This is a genomic window from Mycobacterium sp. 20KCMC460 (assembly GCF_022179425.1).
Classification (GTDB): Bacteria; Actinomycetota; Actinomycetes; order Mycobacteriales; family Mycobacteriaceae; genus Mycobacterium; species Mycobacterium kiyosense.
Map to the genome: position 1 here is coordinate 2129654 of NZ_AP025524.1, position 15271 is coordinate 2144924.

General features: G+C 67.7%; 14 protein-coding genes. 8 read left to right on the forward strand and 6 right to left on the reverse strand.

From position 1 onward, the window contains the following. Positions 1–4: 4 nt before the first annotated feature. The gene (locus MKCMC460_RS09965; RefSeq protein WP_236981735.1) at positions 5–1069 is read right to left on the reverse strand and encodes a PE family protein; all 1065 of its coding nucleotides are present in this window, start codon (positions 1067–1069) and stop codon (positions 5–7) included. Between the two features lie 288 nt (positions 1070–1357). Here MKCMC460_RS09965 and MKCMC460_RS09970 point away from each other — a divergent pair, with 288 nt between their 5' ends. After that, complete coding sequence (locus tag MKCMC460_RS09970; protein WP_309297859.1) at positions 1358–1942, forward strand: class I SAM-dependent methyltransferase; 585 nt, start codon at positions 1358–1360, stop codon at positions 1940–1942. Positions 1943–1958: 16 nt separating this feature from the next. Here MKCMC460_RS09970 and MKCMC460_RS09975 read toward each other — a convergent pair whose 3' ends face one another. Further along, a complete protein-coding gene (locus MKCMC460_RS09975) occupies positions 1959–2573 on the reverse strand; it encodes a sensor domain-containing protein (protein WP_236981737.1) in 615 nt (204 codons plus the stop codon). A gap of 93 nt (positions 2574–2666) precedes the next feature. Between MKCMC460_RS09975 and MKCMC460_RS09980 the strand changes: the two genes are divergently transcribed. After that, the gene (locus MKCMC460_RS09980; protein WP_236981738.1) at positions 2667–3680 is read left to right on the forward strand and encodes a methionine synthase; all 1014 of its coding nucleotides are present in this window, start codon (positions 2667–2669) and stop codon (positions 3678–3680) included. 20 nt (positions 3681–3700) lie between these two features. On the opposite strand, the gene MKCMC460_RS09985 is transcribed toward MKCMC460_RS09980, so the two are convergent. After that, positions 3701–4129, reverse strand: a complete 429-nt coding sequence (locus MKCMC460_RS09985; RefSeq protein WP_236981739.1) for a type II toxin-antitoxin system VapC family toxin — start codon at positions 4127–4129, stop codon at positions 3701–3703. Beyond that, a complete protein-coding gene (locus MKCMC460_RS09990) occupies positions 4116–4382 on the reverse strand; it encodes a type II toxin-antitoxin system VapB family antitoxin (RefSeq protein ID WP_236981740.1) in 267 nt (88 codons plus the stop codon). Before MKCMC460_RS09990 ends, MKCMC460_RS09985 begins: the two co-directional genes overlap by 14 nt. A gap of 96 nt (positions 4383–4478) precedes the next feature. On the opposite strand from MKCMC460_RS09990, the gene ligA reads away from it, so the two are divergent. The 4 genes from ligA to MKCMC460_RS10010 all read left to right on the forward strand — a co-directional run bounded on the left by ligA (position 4479) and on the right by MKCMC460_RS10010 (position 10759). After that, positions 4479–6566 carry an NAD-dependent DNA ligase LigA gene (gene ligA, locus MKCMC460_RS09995; protein ID WP_238305650.1) on the forward strand — a complete coding sequence of 696 codons (2088 nt, stop codon included), beginning with the start codon at positions 4479–4481 and terminating at the stop codon, positions 6564–6566. Between the two features lie 69 nt (positions 6567–6635). Continuing rightward, complete coding sequence (locus MKCMC460_RS10000) at positions 6636–7244, forward strand: TetR/AcrR family transcriptional regulator (RefSeq protein WP_236981741.1); 609 nt, start codon at positions 6636–6638, stop codon at positions 7242–7244. Between the two features lie 180 nt (positions 7245–7424). Next, on the forward strand, positions 7425–7829 hold the full coding sequence (locus MKCMC460_RS10005; protein ID WP_236981742.1) for an MmpS family transport accessory protein: 405 nt from the start codon (positions 7425–7427) through the stop codon (positions 7827–7829). Positions 7830–7837: 8 nt separating this feature from the next. Then, positions 7838–10759 carry an RND family transporter gene (locus MKCMC460_RS10010; protein ID WP_236981743.1) on the forward strand — a complete coding sequence of 974 codons (2922 nt, stop codon included), beginning with the start codon at positions 7838–7840 and terminating at the stop codon, positions 10757–10759. Here the strand turns inward: MKCMC460_RS10010 and MKCMC460_RS10015 are convergent. Together MKCMC460_RS10015 and MKCMC460_RS10020 are read right to left on the reverse strand one after the other, a co-directional pair. Then, positions 10756–12597, reverse strand: coding sequence for a bifunctional diguanylate cyclase/phosphodiesterase (locus tag MKCMC460_RS10015; RefSeq protein WP_236981744.1), 1842 nt, complete (start codon positions 12595–12597; stop codon positions 10756–10758). The two genes, MKCMC460_RS10010 and MKCMC460_RS10015, sit on opposite strands and share 4 nt — an antisense overlap. Before the next feature lie 115 nt (positions 12598–12712). Beyond that, positions 12713–13369 (reverse strand): amino acid-binding protein, encoded by a 657-nt coding sequence (locus MKCMC460_RS10020; RefSeq protein WP_236981745.1) that lies wholly within the window; start codon positions 13367–13369, stop codon positions 12713–12715. Positions 13370–13481: 112 nt separating this feature from the next. On the opposite strand from MKCMC460_RS10020, the gene gatC reads away from it, so the two are divergent. Both gatC and gatA read left to right on the forward strand, forming a co-directional pair. After that, positions 13482–13781: an Asp-tRNA(Asn)/Glu-tRNA(Gln) amidotransferase subunit GatC gene (gene gatC, locus MKCMC460_RS10025; RefSeq protein ID WP_236981746.1), complete on the forward strand. Its 300-nt coding sequence runs from the start codon at positions 13482–13484 to the stop codon at positions 13779–13781. After that, a complete protein-coding gene (gene gatA / locus MKCMC460_RS10030) occupies positions 13778–15262 on the forward strand; it encodes an Asp-tRNA(Asn)/Glu-tRNA(Gln) amidotransferase subunit GatA (protein ID WP_236981747.1) in 1485 nt (494 codons plus the stop codon). Before gatC ends, gatA begins: the two co-directional genes overlap by 4 nt. The last annotated feature ends 9 nt before the right edge of the window (positions 15263–15271 follow it).

Below are 15271 nucleotides of genomic sequence, written 5' to 3' on the forward strand. Positions count from 1 at the left end.
TCGACTACAGGGGGATCCCGAAGGCGCTCAGGTCGATGCCGAAGGCACGCAGGGTTTCCGAAGCAATGCCACCAAACTGGGTGCCCCCGAAGGCAACGTGCGAGGGAAGATACTCGGAAACGAGAAACCCGTTTGAGTCGTAGATAGTCGTGTGCGCAACGTCCACCGTTGCCGGCGCCGGCGAAGCGAAGACGCCCCCGAAGGGAATGTTCAGATCGATGGACCCGGTTCCGCCGCCGGGGCTACCGAGCGGAATTGAGATCGGGACATTCTGATGGCCGAACAAGACAGCATCCGCGTAATTGAAGGGCGCGGAGAATAATGCGACGGCGGCACCCACAGGGTTTCCGCTGCTCAACGCGCTGTAAACCGCGTTACCGCTGTTAAAGAGTGAGTAGCCCCCGGTGATATTCGGCCCTGCCGCGGCCAGGAGAAGTTGAAGCGGCATAGGCACGTCCAGCGAACCGCCGGTCAACTGGTAGGCAGTGCGGACAACACCCTCAGGACTGATGTGGGAGTAGTCAAAGGTGCTGTTCTGATTCAATCCGATCCCTAAGCTGCCGAGTGGAGTGGAGGCATTGAGCAATTGCTTCAACACCGCTCCGGTCGGCGGCATCCCCCCGGTAAAAGTGAAGTCTCCACCACCCGTGATGGTCACCGGGCCTATCGGCGTGTCAAATGTCGTGGAAAAGGGGGGTATGCTCTCGGCGGGCGCGGCGCCGCCCAAGAACTTCCCCAGCAGGGCTTGCACGGGGTTGTTCGCCACATTCGCCAAAGTTTGTTGCGCGTTGGCGATCTCGGTGCTCAGATATTTCGCCGCGCCGCCGTTGAGCAAACTGACGAACTCGTCGTGGAACGCGGCCATCTGGGCGTTGACGGCCTGGAATTCCTTGGCGCTCGCGGTGAACAGTGCCGTGATCGCCGCCGATATCTCGTCGGCCGCCGGGGCCGCGATCGCGGTTGTCTGGGCCGCGGCCGCGGCACCCGCATCGCGCAGAGCGGAGCCGATGGTACCGAGGTTGCCGGCTGCCGCCGACAGAGCGTTCGGGGTAGCGAGTACGTATGACATCGGCGCCTCTCTCGTCAATGGACCGGGCGGTCCGGGTTTGCTGGGCCGAATATTAGGCAGCAACGCCGCGTCGCCGATACAGGGTTTTCCCTATACTTTGGGCCGTTTGCGCAGTTGGCGGCGGCCGGACGGCACCCGGTGAGGTTCGGGGTGCGGGACTTCCCATTGAATCCGAGTTAGGTTACCCTAAGTTCGATTCGATGGCGGCGGGTCTCAGAGCGAACCGGCAAGCGACCGAACATCATTGACGAAGTCGAAGGCTCAGGAGGCGCTGTGCCGAAAACCTGGATGGACACGCTGTTCCTGCCGGCTCGCTGGCCGGGAACGTTCCCGTTCCCGCACCAGGCCGCATTCGTACTCGACAACCCGCTGCGACGGCGCATCGACAACCCTGCCGACACCGTCGACGCGCTCGAACTGACGGGCGCGGAACGTGTGCTGGAGGTGGGCCCGGGCTCGGGTTTCTTCAGTGTCGAGATCGCGCGGCGGCTTCACGCCGGACGCCTGGAGCTGTTCGACATCCAGCCCCAGATGCTGGAGAAGTCACGACGCAAACTCGACCGCGCCGGGTACGTCGACGTGGGCTTTCATACCGGCCAGGCCGGCGACGGACTTCCGTTCCCTCCCAGCAGCTTTGACGCCGCCTTCCTGGCCAGCGTGATCGGTGAGGTGCCGGACAAGTCGCAATGCGTGCGGTCGTTACACAGCGTGCTCAAACCCGGCGGCCTGCTGGTGTTCCGCGAAACCTTCGCCGATCCCGACCGCTTCGGCGCCGACCAACTGCGCGAGCTTGCCGAGCCGGCCGGATTCGAGTTCGTCGACACCGCGGGCTCGCCCTGGCGCGACATCATCCGGTTCCGCAAGCCGGACTGACCGAATCTGCTTGTTGCTAAGGCACTTTGGCGACCATGTTGGTCATCACGATCTCGGACACGGATTCGGTGAACCCGCAGAAGGTGACCTCCAGCAGTACCACCGACAGCACCCGGTAGTCACGACCGCAATTGCCCGGTCGCATCTGCAGCGACTCGGCGTCGGACTGCCAGTTCTCCACCAACAGCCAGCCCATCGAGCTGGTCGCGCACTGCCCGACCGTGTCCACCAACGCCCCGAAAGCGCGCCGCGCCGCCGCGTTGTCGAGGTAACTCGCCGCTCCTTCGGAGATCAGCCGACCGCCGGGCGGATCCTGGAAGGTGGTCTTGTGGAACGCCTTGACCTCGGGGCCGAAGGTCGCGGTTTCGGCGAAGACGAAGCGGCACTCCGACGGTGCGGTGGCCGCCAGGCTCCCGACATCCACCGGGTAGCTGCCGTCCATCGACGGGATGATGGTCAGATTCTCACCCGAGCCGGTGATCGCGCGCATCCGTGACTGGTCCAGCAGCACGGTGCCGGCGTCGAGCACGCCGACCGGGACGGCGCCGAACGGCAACGCCGCTTCGCCGTCCACCACCCGGGTGCAGGCCGCCGTCAGCAACACCGCCAGACACAGCAGCAGTCTTGCCATCGGCCACCTCTCCGGGTCGAACCTACCCGCGCAGAGCCGGGGTAAACACCCCTGGTGGGCGGTGCCCGATGTGATGTCGAATACGGTTGCCCGGTGAGTGTTTTCGCAACCGGCACCGGGGTCGGGTCGTGGCCCGGCACCGCGCCGCGACCCGCCGCCGAGGTGGTCGTCGGTGAGTTGGCCGACGCGATGGCCCATCTGGTCGAGTTGCCGGCCAGGGGAGTGGGCGCCGACCTGCTGGGACGGGCCGGTGCGTTGCTGGTCGACGTGGCCATCGATACGGTGCCGCGCGGCTACCGGATCGCCGCGCGGCCGGGCGCGGTGACGCGCCGGGCGGTCAGCCTGCTCGACGAGGACCTGGACGCGCTGGAAGAAGCCTGGGAGACGGCGGGCTTGCGCGGTAGTGGCCGGGTGATCAAGCTGCAGGCTCCCGGGCCGATCACGCTGGCCGCGGGGCTGGAATTGAGCAACGGCCACCGCGCGATCACCGACCCGGGCGCGCTGCGCGACCTGGCCGCCTCGCTGGCCGAGGGCGTCGCCGCCCAGCGGGCGACATTGGCGCGCCGCCTGGACACCCCGGTGGTGGTGCAGTTCGACGAGCCCACGCTGCCGGCCGCGTTGGGTGGTGGGCTGACCGGCGTGACGGCGCTGAGCCCGGTGCGCCCGCTGGACCAGGCGGTGGCAGCCGCAGTGCTGCAAACCTGTATCGAGACGGTGGACGCGCCCGTGCTGCTGCATTGCTGCGCCCCCGAAATTCCGTGGAATCTGTTGCAGCGCAGCGATATCAGCGCGATTTCGGTGGACGCCGCGACGCTGCGGGCCGACGACCTGGAACGTATCGCCGAATTCGTGGAATCGGACCGCGCCGTGGTATTGGGCGTGGTTCCCGCCGCCGCACCCGAGCGCCGGTTGTCGGCCGAGGAGGTAGCACTTTCGGTGGTCGCGGTGACCGACCGGCTCGGCTTCGCGCGCACCGCCCTGCGCGGGCGCGTGGGCGTCAGTCCGGCGTGCGGGCTGGCGGGGGCGACGCCGCAATGGGCCCGCACCGCGATCGGGTTGGCCCGTAAGGCCGCTGAAGCGTTCGCTTCGGATCCCGACGCCATCTGAATGCGGCGCGGTTCGGCGTTTCAGTCGAATGGAAGGCGCCAGCGAAGGCCCGGAAAGCGGGCGAAACCGCGGTCGGTGGTAACCCAGGTTGCGCCGTTCTCGATCGCCAACGCGGCGTGGTAGGCATCGGCGATCGTGTTGCCTCTCGCCCCGGTCGCGGCGCAGAGGGCATCGAAGATGTCCCAATGCCGCGGCCCCGGTCGCAGCACCACGGCGGACGGCGCGGACCGCAGCCGTCCGCACGCCTCAAGCGCCTGTCCGGTGGAACTGGGCTGCCGAAATATTCGATGGTTGGTGATCAACCGCATGACTCCCGACAGCACCAGCTCGCTGATCCCCACCGGTTCGTCGCCGTTCAACAGATCTTCCAGCGACCCGCGGTAGCGAGAGTGCTCGATGCTGTCTTCGCGGATCGCGTAGAGGCAGACGTTGACGTCAAGGAGCAGCATTGTCACCGAGGATGTCGGCGAGGGCGTCCTTGTCCTCGAGGCTGACGCCGGGACGCAAGCCGCCGGTTCCATGGGTCGCCAGCTGAAATGCTGCGCGCTGCGATGTGTCCGTGTCACGGCGCAGCATCGCGCGCAACGCATCCTCCACCACGGCGCTCAGGGATCGCGACGTTCGGGCGGCCAACACCTTTGCCTCGGCCAGCAGGCTGTCGTCGATATTGACCGTCGTCCGCATGGTGCACCATAACATCATGGGTCTGCATCATGATGCAGCCCTGTTACTGAGCCGCGGCAATCGCGCGGCTTCGTCGAAGACGGGGCTGTCGGCCACTTCGGATAGCCTGCCTGGGTGACTTCGCCCGACGTGTTGCGCGAGTGGCAAGACCTGGCCGAGGAAGTGCGCGAACACCAGTTCCGCTACTACGTGCGCGACGCCCCGATCATCACCGACGCAGAGTTCGACCAGTTACTGCGCCGGCTGGAGGCACTCGAGGCCGACCATCCCGAACTGCGCACGCCCGATTCGCCTACCCAGCTGGTCGGCGGCGCCGGGTTCGCGACCGAATTCGAGCCAGCCGACCATCTGGAACGGATGCTCAGCCTGGACAACGCGTTCAGCAGCGAGGAGCTGGCCGCCTGGGCAGCCCGCATCCACGCCGAGGTCGGCGACGCCGCCACCTATCTGTGCGAACTCAAGATCGACGGCGTCGCGCTGTCGCTGGTCTACCGCAACGGCCGGCTGAGCCGGGCGGCGACCCGTGGCGACGGACGCACCGGTGAGGACGTCACCAACAATGCCCGCACTATCGACGACATACCGGCGCGGCTCACCGGCACCGACGAGTATCCGGTGCCCGACGTCCTCGAGGTGCGCGGCGAGGTCTTCTTCCTATTGGCCGACTTCCAGGCGCTCAACGCCAGCCTGGTCGAAGAGGGCAAGGCGCCGTTCGCCAACCCGCGCAACAGCGCGGCGGGCTCACTGCGCCAAAAAGACCCGGCGGTGACCGCCCGGCGCAAGCTTCGGATGATCTGCCACGGCGTGGGCCACACCGAAGGTTTCCGCCCGGCCACCCAGCACGGCGCCTACCTCGCGCTGCAGGCCTGGGGGTTGCCGGTGTCCCAGCACACCACCGTGGTCGACAACCTGGACGGCGTGCAGGAGCGCATTGACTACTGGGGTGAACATCGCCACGAGGTGTCCCACGAAATCGACGGCGTGGTGGTCAAAGTCGACGAAGTGGCGCTGCAGCGCCGACTGGGCTCCACGTCGCGGGCCCCCCGCTGGGCCATCGCCTACAAGTACCCGCCCGAGGAAGCCCAGACCCGGCTGCTCGACATCCGCGTCAACGTCGGGCGCACCGGACGGGTCACCCCGTTCGCGTTCATGGAGCCGGTCAAGGTTGCCGGGTCCACGGTCGCGCAGGCCACCCTGCACAACGCATCGGAGGTCAAGCGCAAAGGTGTGCTCATCGGCGATACCGTGGTGATCCGCAAGGCCGGCGACGTGATACCGGAAGTGCTGGGGCCCGTCGTCGACCTGCGCGACGGTTCCGAACGCGAATTCGTCATGCCCACAACGTGTCCCGAGTGCGGAACCTTGCTGGCGCCGGAGAAGGAGGGCGACGCCGACATCCGCTGCCCCAACAGCCAGCGCTGCCCGGCGCAGTTGCGGGAACGGATCTTTCACGTCGCCAGCCGCAACGCCCTGGACATCGAGGGCCTGGGTTACGAGGCCGGCGTGGCGTTGCTTGCGGCGCAGGTGGTCACCAGCGAGGGCGATCTGTTCGACCTCACCGAAGACGACCTGCTGCGCACCGACCTGTTCCGCACCAAGGCCGGCGGTCTGTCGGCCAACGGCAGACGGCTGCTGGCCAACCTCGACAAGGCCAAGGCCGCACCGCTGTGGCGGGTGCTGGTCGCGCTGTCCATCCGCCATGTCGGTCCCACGGCCGCCCGCGCGCTCGCCGCCGAGTTCGGCGACCTGCAGGCAATCCAGGACGCCTCCACCGAAGAACTGGCGGCGGTGGAGGGCGTCGGGCCCACCATCGCGGCCGCGGTCACCGAATGGTTCACCGTCGACTGGCACCGCGACATCGTCGACAAGTGGCGCGCGGCCGGCATGCGGATGGCCGACGAGCGTGACGACAGCGTGCCGCGCACCCTGGCCGGGCTGACGATCGTGGTCACCGGCTCACTGGGCGGCTTCTCCCGCGACGAGGCCAAGGAGGCCATCGTGGCGCGCGGCGGGAAAGCCGCCGGGTCGGTGTCGAAGAAGACCTCCTACGTGGTGGCCGGCGACTCCCCGGGATCGAAGTACGACAAGGCCGTCGAACTCGGGGTGCCGATCCTCGACGAGGACGGCTTCCGAAAGTTGTTGCAGGACGGCCCCGCTCAGGACGCCACCGCGGGCCCGTCGGATACCGGAGCCGACGAGTAGTCGCGAGCGCAGCGGAGTCAGCTCGGCCGCCGGGGCATTCGCCGGTGTGACGAACCGGCAAGAAGCCCTATGGTGGGCGCTATGACTCAGACCGTCGGCCCGCCCATGGCTGCGTCGCCGTGGTCGCCGCGCGAGGCGCAGCTGCTGGCGGTAACGATGGAACTGTTGCAGGAGCACGGCTACGACGGGTTGACGGTCGACGCCGTCGCCAGCGCCGCCCGCGCGAGCAAGGCCACGGTGTATCGACGCTGGCCGTCCAAAGCGGAGTTGGTGCTGGCCGCGTTCACCGAAGGAATTCGTCAAGTCGCCGTGCCGCCCAACACCGGTTCGCTGCGCAGCGATCTGATCAAGATCGGCGAGAGCTGCTGTGAGCACGCCTGCACCCAGGCCGGTGCGATGCGCGCGGTGCTGGCCGAAGTGTCCCGGCAGCCCGCGCTCAACGACGCCATGCAGCACCAATTCATCGATCAGCGGGAAGCTTTGATGAAGCACGTGCTGCGCGAGGCCGTCGAGCGGGGCGAGATCGCGGAGTCGGCAATCACCGCCGAACTCTGGGACCTGCTGCCCGGATATCTGATCTTCCGGTCCGTCGTCGAAGGCCGACCGCCCACCCGGCGAACCGTGCAGGCGCTGGTCGACGGTTTCATCCTGCCCGGCCTCACCCGATCCGCGGGGTAGCGTGCCGGGCTCGTCGCAAAAGAGTACGTCGGCGTCTATTGTGCAGTACTGCCCAGTACCGTAGGGTCTTAGCCAACGACCATCACGCGGCGGCGTCCCGGGCGGGTGGTTTCGCCCGATTCGTCGAAAGGTCAACGGGTGAAAGGCTTTTCACCATCAGGAGTCGTCAGGCGGGGGTGGATGGTAATCGTCGCCGTGATCGTTGCGGGCACCGCCGGGTTCGCCATCTACCGGTTGCACGGGATCTTCGGCGCGCACCACAACAAGGCAGCCGAGAACGGCATCTCCAGCCAGATCGTCCCGTTCAACCCCAAGACCGTCGTGCTCGAGGTGTTCGGTGCGCCCGGTGCGGTGGCCACCATCGGCTACCTCGACGTCAACGCCCAGCCGCAACAGGTCGCCAATGCGCCGCTGCCCTGGTCGTTCACCATCACCACCACCGAACCCGCGGTGCTGGGAAACGTTGTGGCACAGGGTAACGGCGCCTACCTGGGTTGCCGCATCACGGTGGACGGCAAGGTCAAGGACGAACGCACCGTACACACCCACGACGCCTACACTTTCTGCCTGGACAAATCCGGATGAGTGAGCAGATGAGTGAGCAGCAGCCCGGTTCGGGCGATCAGAAGCCGCCCCGCCTACCGCACACCATCCGCCGCCTGTCGGTGCCGATCCTGCTGCTGTGGATCGCGCTCGCCGCGGTCACCAACGCGGCGTTCCCGCAACTCGAAGAGGTCGGTAAGACCCACAACGTGGCGCTGAGCTCACCGGACATGGCGTCGTTTCAGGCCACCAGACGGATCGGCCAGGCGTTCAAGGAATTCGACACCGACAGCACCGCCATGGTCGTGCTGGAAGGCGACAAACCCCTGGGCGCCGAAGCCCACCACTACTACGACACGTTGATCCGCAAGATCGAACAGGACCGCAGGCACGTCCAACACGTCCAGGACTTCTGGGGCGACACCCTGACCGCGGCCGGATCGCAGAGCAGCGACGGCAAGGCCGCGTACGTGCAACTGAATCTGGCCGGCAACCAGGGCTCCGCGCTGGCCAACGAATCCGTCGGCGCAGTGCGCGACATCATCGAACACAACCCGCCGCCGGCCGGCATCAAGGCCTACGTCACCGGCGCGGCGCCGATCATCTCCGACCAATTCGACGTGGGCAGCAAGGGAACCGCCAAAGTCACCTCGATCACCGTCGGCGTGATCGCGCTGATGCTGCTGTTCGTCTACCGATCGTTTTTGACCATGCTGCTGGTGCTCGTCACGGTGCTGATCGAAATGGCCGCCGCCCGCGGCATCGTCGCAGTTCTCGGCAACGCCGGAATCATCGGGCTCTCGACCTACGCGACCAACCTGCTGACCCTGCTCGTGATCGCCGCGGGTACGGACTACGCAATCTTCGTCGTTGGCCGCTACCAGGAAGCCCGGACGGCCGGGGAAGACCGAGAAGCCGCCTACTACACCATGTTTCGGGGCACTGCGCATATCGTGCTGGGGTCCGGGCTGACCGTGGCCGGCGCGGTTTTCTGCCTGAGCTTCACCCGGCTTCCGTACTTCCAGAGCCTCGGCATCCCCGCCGCGATCGGTATCCTCGTCGCGCTGGCGGCCGCGCTCACCCTGTCGCCGGCGGTGCTCACGCTGGGCGCCGCCGCGGGCATGTTCGAACCGAAACGCGAGATGCGGACCCGCGGCTGGCGGCGCATCGGCACCGCAATCGTGCGCTGGCCCGGCCCCGTGCTGACCGTGGCCGGTGCGCTGGCCCTCGTCGGCCTGCTCACCCTGCCCGGCTACCGGACCAGCTACGACACCCGGCCCTACATGCCGGCCAGCGCACCGGCCAACGTCGGCTACGCCGCCGCCGAACGGCATTTCTCGCGGGCCCGGCTGGAGCCCGAGCTGCTGATGATGGAGACCGACCGCGACATGCGCAACCCGGCCGACATGCTGGTGCTGGACCGGGTGGCCAGGGCGGTGTTCCACCTGCCCGGTATCGCCCAGGTCCAGACCATCACCCGGCCGTTGGGCACCCCGCTCACCCACACCTCGCTGGCGTTTCAGATCAGCGCACAGAGTGCGAACCAGATCGAAAACCTGCAGTACCAACGGGATCGGGCCGACGACATGCTGCGGCAGGCCGGTGAGCTGTCCAGGGGGATCGACATCCTGCGCCGGCAGTTCACCCTGCAGCAGGAGTTGGCGACCATCACCCACAGCGAGGCGCAGAGCTTCCGCGACACGGTTGCCACCATGAACGACCTGCGCGACAAGATCGCGAATTTCGACGACTTCTTCCGGCCGCTGCGCAGCTACTTCTATTGGGAGAAGCACTGTTTCGACATCCCGGCCTGCGCTGCGATCCGATCGGTGCTCGACGCGCTGGACGGCATCGACCAGCTCACCTCGAAGTTCGAAGACCTCACCGCGACGCTGGGCAAACTCGATGCACTGCAACCCAAACTGGTGGCGTTGATACCCGAGCAGATCGCCAGCCAGCAGACCAACCACGACCTGACGATGACGAATTACGCCACCCTGTCCGGAATCTACGCGCAGACCGCCGCCGCCATCGAAAACGCGACAGCACTCGGCCGCGCGTTCGACGAATCCAAGAACGACGACACGTTCTACCTGCCGCCCGAAGTCTTCACCAACCCCGAGTTCAACCGCGGACTCAAGCTGTTCCTCTCACCCGACGGCAAAGCGGTCCGCATGATCGTCACCCACGACGGCGATCCGGCTACCCCGGAAGGCATTTCACACATCGAGCCGATCAGGAGAGCCGCCCACGAAGCGGTCAAAGGCACCCCGCTGGCCGACGCCCGGTTCTACCTGGGCGGCACCGCGTCCACCTACGCCGACGTGCAGGACGCCGCCAAATACGACCTGATGATCGCCGGAATCGCCGCCCTGAGCCTGATCCTGCTGATCATGATGCTGCTGACCCGTAGCCTGGTCGCGGCGCTGGTGATCGTCGGCACGGTGGGACTGTCACTGGGCGCGTCGTTCGGGTTGTCGGTGCTGGTGTGGCAGTACATGTTCGGCATCAAGCTGTACTGGGTGGTGCTCGCTCTGGCCATCATCCTGCTGCTGGCGGTGGGGTCGGACTACAACCTGCTGCTGATATCGCGGTTCCGGGAGGAGATCGGCGCCGGCCTGAAGACGGGGATCATCCGCGCGATGGCCGGCACCGGCTCGGTCGTCACGTCCGCCGGCCTGGTCTTCGCGATCACCATGTGCGCGTTTCTGTTCAGCGGGTTTCAGGTGCTCGGTCAGATCGGCACCACGATCGGGCTCGGGCTGCTGTTCGACACACTGATCGTGCGAGCGTTCATGACACCGTCGATCGCGACGTTGCTGGGGCGTTGGTTCTGGTGGCCGCAACGGGTGCGCCCGCGACCGGCGAGCTCCATGCTGCGACCCTACGGGCCGCGTCCGGCGGTGCGGCAGCTGCTGCTCTGGGAAGACGACGACCCGCTGATCACACCCCAATCACGTTCGCACGCTTAGATTTTGGTGCTGACCGAGCCGACGGTGAGCAGCCGCTGGGTAGCCGCCGCGGTGAGGGGGCGGGAGAACAGGAATCCCTGCGCCCGGAAGCATCCTTCGTCCAGCAGGGCTCGGGCCGCGCCCCGGGTTTCGACGCCTTCGGCGACCACGTTGAGATTCAGCGCTTCGGCCAACCCCACCACCGCCCGCACGATCGCCACGTCGTCACCGCTGGTCTGAAGGTCCCGGACGAAACCGCGATCGATCTTCAAGGTGTTCACCGGCAGCGTCCGCAACAGGCCCATCCCGCTGAAGCCGGTGCCGAAATCGTCGATGGCTATGTCGATTCCCATCTCGGTGAGCCCGTTCAGCACGGTCCTGGTGCTGACCAGGTCCCGGATCAGCATGCTCTCGGTGATCTCCAAGCCGATGGCCTTGGCGTCGAGACCGAACGCGTCCATCGCGCGGCTCACCGCGCCGAGCAGGTCGTGCGCGACCAACTGCGCGGGGGAGACATTGACGCGCAGCATGGTGCCGGCTCCCACCCCATGTGCCCGCCAGCGCGCCAGGTCCGCGCACGCCGCGTTGAGCACCCACTCGCCGAGTTGGCCGGCCAGATTCAGGGATTCGGCGACGGGTATGAACTTGTCCGGCAGCAGCAGCCCGCGACTCGGGTGCGGCCAGCGCACCAGCGCTTCGACGGCCAGCACGTTTCCGGTCACCATGTCGATCTCGGGCAGGTAGACCACGGTGAGGGCGCCGGTCTCGATCGCGTGCTGCAGATGCAACTCCAGTTCGGCGCGGAACTCACGGCGGCTGAGCATCTCGCCGGAGAAGACGCCGATCCGATCCGTCCCGGCCTCCTTGGCCGACAGCAATGCCTCGTCGGCGTGGCGCAGCACGTCGAGACAGGAGTCCACCCCCGGTACACCGGTGGCGACGCCGACGCTCACCGTGCGGTGGAGGACCTCACCGTCGATGTGCACATTGTCGGTGAGCCGTGCACTGAGGCTCTCCGCAAGAGCACGCGCCGCGGTGGCGTCCATCGCCGCCGCGGGTACCACCACGAACTCGTCGCCGCCGGTCCGCGCGATCAGGCCCCGACCGCCCAGCGCCGCCCGGGCGCCCGCCGCGAAATCCCGGATGAACTGGTCCCCGACGGCGTGGCCGAGGTAGTCGTTGATGGCCTTGAGCCGGTCGACGTTGAAGAACAGCACCGGCACCGGGCCCGGCTGTCCGGCGGCGAGGCGGGCGTCGAGATGTGCCAACAGGGTGCGCCGGTTGGGCAGCGCGGTCAGGTCATCGTGCGCGGCCTGGTAAGTCAGCCGGTTCTCGACGGTCATCCGCGCCTGGACCTGGGCGAACATGGTGGCGACGACCTGCAGCGCGTTGATCTCGTCGTCGGCCCACGCCCGGTCGCCGAACTTCACGAAACCGAGCAACCCGGTGGTGACGTCACCGGCGAGCAACGGCGTCGCAGCCATCGAGATTTCCGGCACGCCACCGGCCGCCCCGATGGTCTGCCGGTACTGCTCGGGTAGGGAGTCCGGACGCAGGATCACCGCAGCCCTTGCGTTTTCGGTCAGAGCAAACACGGGATCGGCGTCGGCGAAGTAAATCGTGTGCAACGGGTCGGGGTCGGGCACGTCCTGCCGGGGCGGCCATTCGGCCACCAACACCGTGGCGCCGATGTCGTGGTCGTTGTGTCGCAGGAAGCTGACGTCGACGTCGAGGAAATCCACCAGATCGGCAAGGACTTGGGTGCTGATCGCGGCCACGTTGGCGGTGGTGGCGCCCAGGAGTCTGGTGGCCACCAAGGTGACGATGGCGTTCAGATTCAGGGGAGTGGAGCTGTCCATCTAGCCGGTTCCTTGCCGATGTCCGGCGCAGCGAAAATCGGCGACAGCAAAGTGTCCTCCCGGCCCGGACGGGACCCTAAATATAGCCGAACTGTGGAGCCCGAATGACCAGCGGTCAGCGCAGCATCGTGGCAACGATGCCGGCCAGGTAACCCAGCCGGGCCACCTCCGAGGGCCGAAACTCCGGACCCGGACGGCCCAGCACCACCGCGGTGTGCGGGTCACCCAGCGGCGCGGCGGCCATGGTGGTGTCCATGGCCCGCCACGACGGCGGCACCCAGTCACCGCCGCCGTCGAGGGCCGCCGCGCGTTCCAGCGGCAGCCACGGCGCCGACACGGCGCGGCTTTCCGGCGCCCCGGCACTTCCGGCCAACCGCTCCAGCTCGTCGCCGGAGCTGCGCACCACCGTGCACCAGCTGACCCGCAGGATCTTGGGCGCCTGGTCGGCCAGCACCTGCAGTTTCGACGCGCGATCGCCGGCAGCGGCCACCAGATCGAGCAGCTCCAGCTCGCGGTGCGCTTCCAGCAGGCCGGTGTGCGGACGGACGCTGTCCACCCGGACCCCGGGCAGCGCCTCGGCCGCGGTGATCAGCGTGTCCGGCATGGCGCCGGGAGGCAACTCGATCACCAGGTCGTCGATCGCATACCCCGCGGCGCGCTCCACCACGTCCAGCGACAGGATGTCGGCGCCCACCGAGCCCAGCGCCACAGCGAGCGACCCCAGGCTGCCTGGCCGGTCGATCAGCTCGATGCGCAACAGGTATGAGGGCACGGCCAACACTTTTACACAGCGACGCGCGCGTGGCATATCGGCCGGACGCACCGGACGGTCGGGCGGTCCCAGCGTCAGCCGTCCCCCTCGGTCCCGACTAGGCTTTTCGCTCGTGTCCCAGATCTCCCGCGACGAGGTGGCCCACCTGGCCCGGCTGGCCCGGCTGGCGTTGACCGACAACGAGCTGGACAGCTTCGCCGGCCAACTCGACGCCATCATCAACCACGTCAGCCAGATCCAGGCCGTCGACGTCACCGGCGTCGAGGCCACCGACAACCCGCTCAAGGACGTCAACGTCACCCGGCCGGACCAGCCCCAGCCGTCCTTGACCCAGCCCGAGGCGCTTGCCGCCGCACCCGAAGCCGTCGACGGACGCTTCGCCGTCCCGCAGATCCTCGGGGAGAGCCAGTGACGGACATCATCCGGCTCGACGCGGCCACCCTGGCCGCCAAGATCGCGGCCAAAGAATTGTCGTCGACCGAGATCACCCAGGCCTGCCTGGACCAGATCGCCGCGACCGACGAACGCTACGGCGCGTTCCTGCACGTCGCCGCCGATGCCGCGCTGGCGGCCGCGGCCGCCGTCGACAAGCAGCTGGCCGCCGGCGAGCAGCTGCCCTCCGCGCTGGCCGGTGTGCCGCTGGCCCTCAAAGACGTGTTCACCACTGTCGACATGCCCACCACCTGTGCCTCCAAGATCCTGGAAGGCTGGCGCTCGCCGTACGACGCCACCCTGACCGCGCGGCTGCGGGCGGCCGGGATCCCGATCCTGGGCAAGACCAACATGGATGAGTTCGCGATGGGCTCGTCCACCGAGAACTCCGCCTACGGCGTGACCCGCAATCCCTGGGACCTCGACCGCGTCCCCGGCGGCTCCGGTGGCGGCAGCGCGGCGGCGCTGGCCGCGTTCCAGGCGCCGCTGGCCATCGGCTCGGACACCGGCGGTTCCATCCGCCAGCCGGCCGCGCTGACCGCGACCGTCGGCGTCAAACCCACCTACGGAACCGTGTCCCGGTACGGGCTGATCGCGTGCGCGTCGTCGCTGGACCAGGGCGGGCCGTGCGCGCGCACCGTCTTGGACACCGCGCTGCTGCACCAGGTGATCGCCGGACACGACCCGCGCGACTCCACTTCCATCGACGCGCCGGTGCCCGACGTCGTCGGCGCCGCCCGGGCCGGCGCAGGCGGTGACCTCAGCGGGGTGCGCGTCGGGGTGGTGCGTCAGTTGCACAGCGGCGAGGGCTACCAGCCCGGTGTGCTGGCCTCGTTCGAGGCCGCCGTCGAGCAGCTCACGGCGCTGGGCGCCGAAGTCAGCGAAGTCGACTGTCCGCACTTCGATTACGCGCTGCCCGCCTACTACCTGATCCTGCCCTCGGAGGTGTCGAGCAACCTGGCCCGCTTCGACGCGATGCGTTACGGGCTGCGGGTCGGCGACGACGGCACCCACAGCGCCGAGGAGGTCATGGCACTCACCCGGGCCGCCGGCTTCGGGCCAGAAGTCAAGCGCCGCATCATGATCGGCACCTACGCGCTGTCGGCGGGGTACTACGACGCCTACTACAACCAGGCCCAGAAGGTGCGCACCCTGATCGCCCGGGACCTCGACGAGGCGTACCGCTCCGTCGACGTACTGGTCTCACCGGCGACCCCGACCACCGCGTTCCGGCTCGGCGAGAAGGTCGACGACCCGCTGGCGATGTACCTGTTCGACCTGTGCACGCTGCCGCTGAACCTGGCTGGCCACTGCGGGATGTCGGTGCCTTCCGGCCTGTCCCCGGACGACGGCCTGCCGGTGGGGCTGCAGATCATGGCGCCCGCCCTGGCCGACGACCGGCTCTACCGGGTCGGCGCCGCCTACGAGGCCGCCCGCGGGGCACTGCCCACCGCTGTCTAGGTGGTGCGA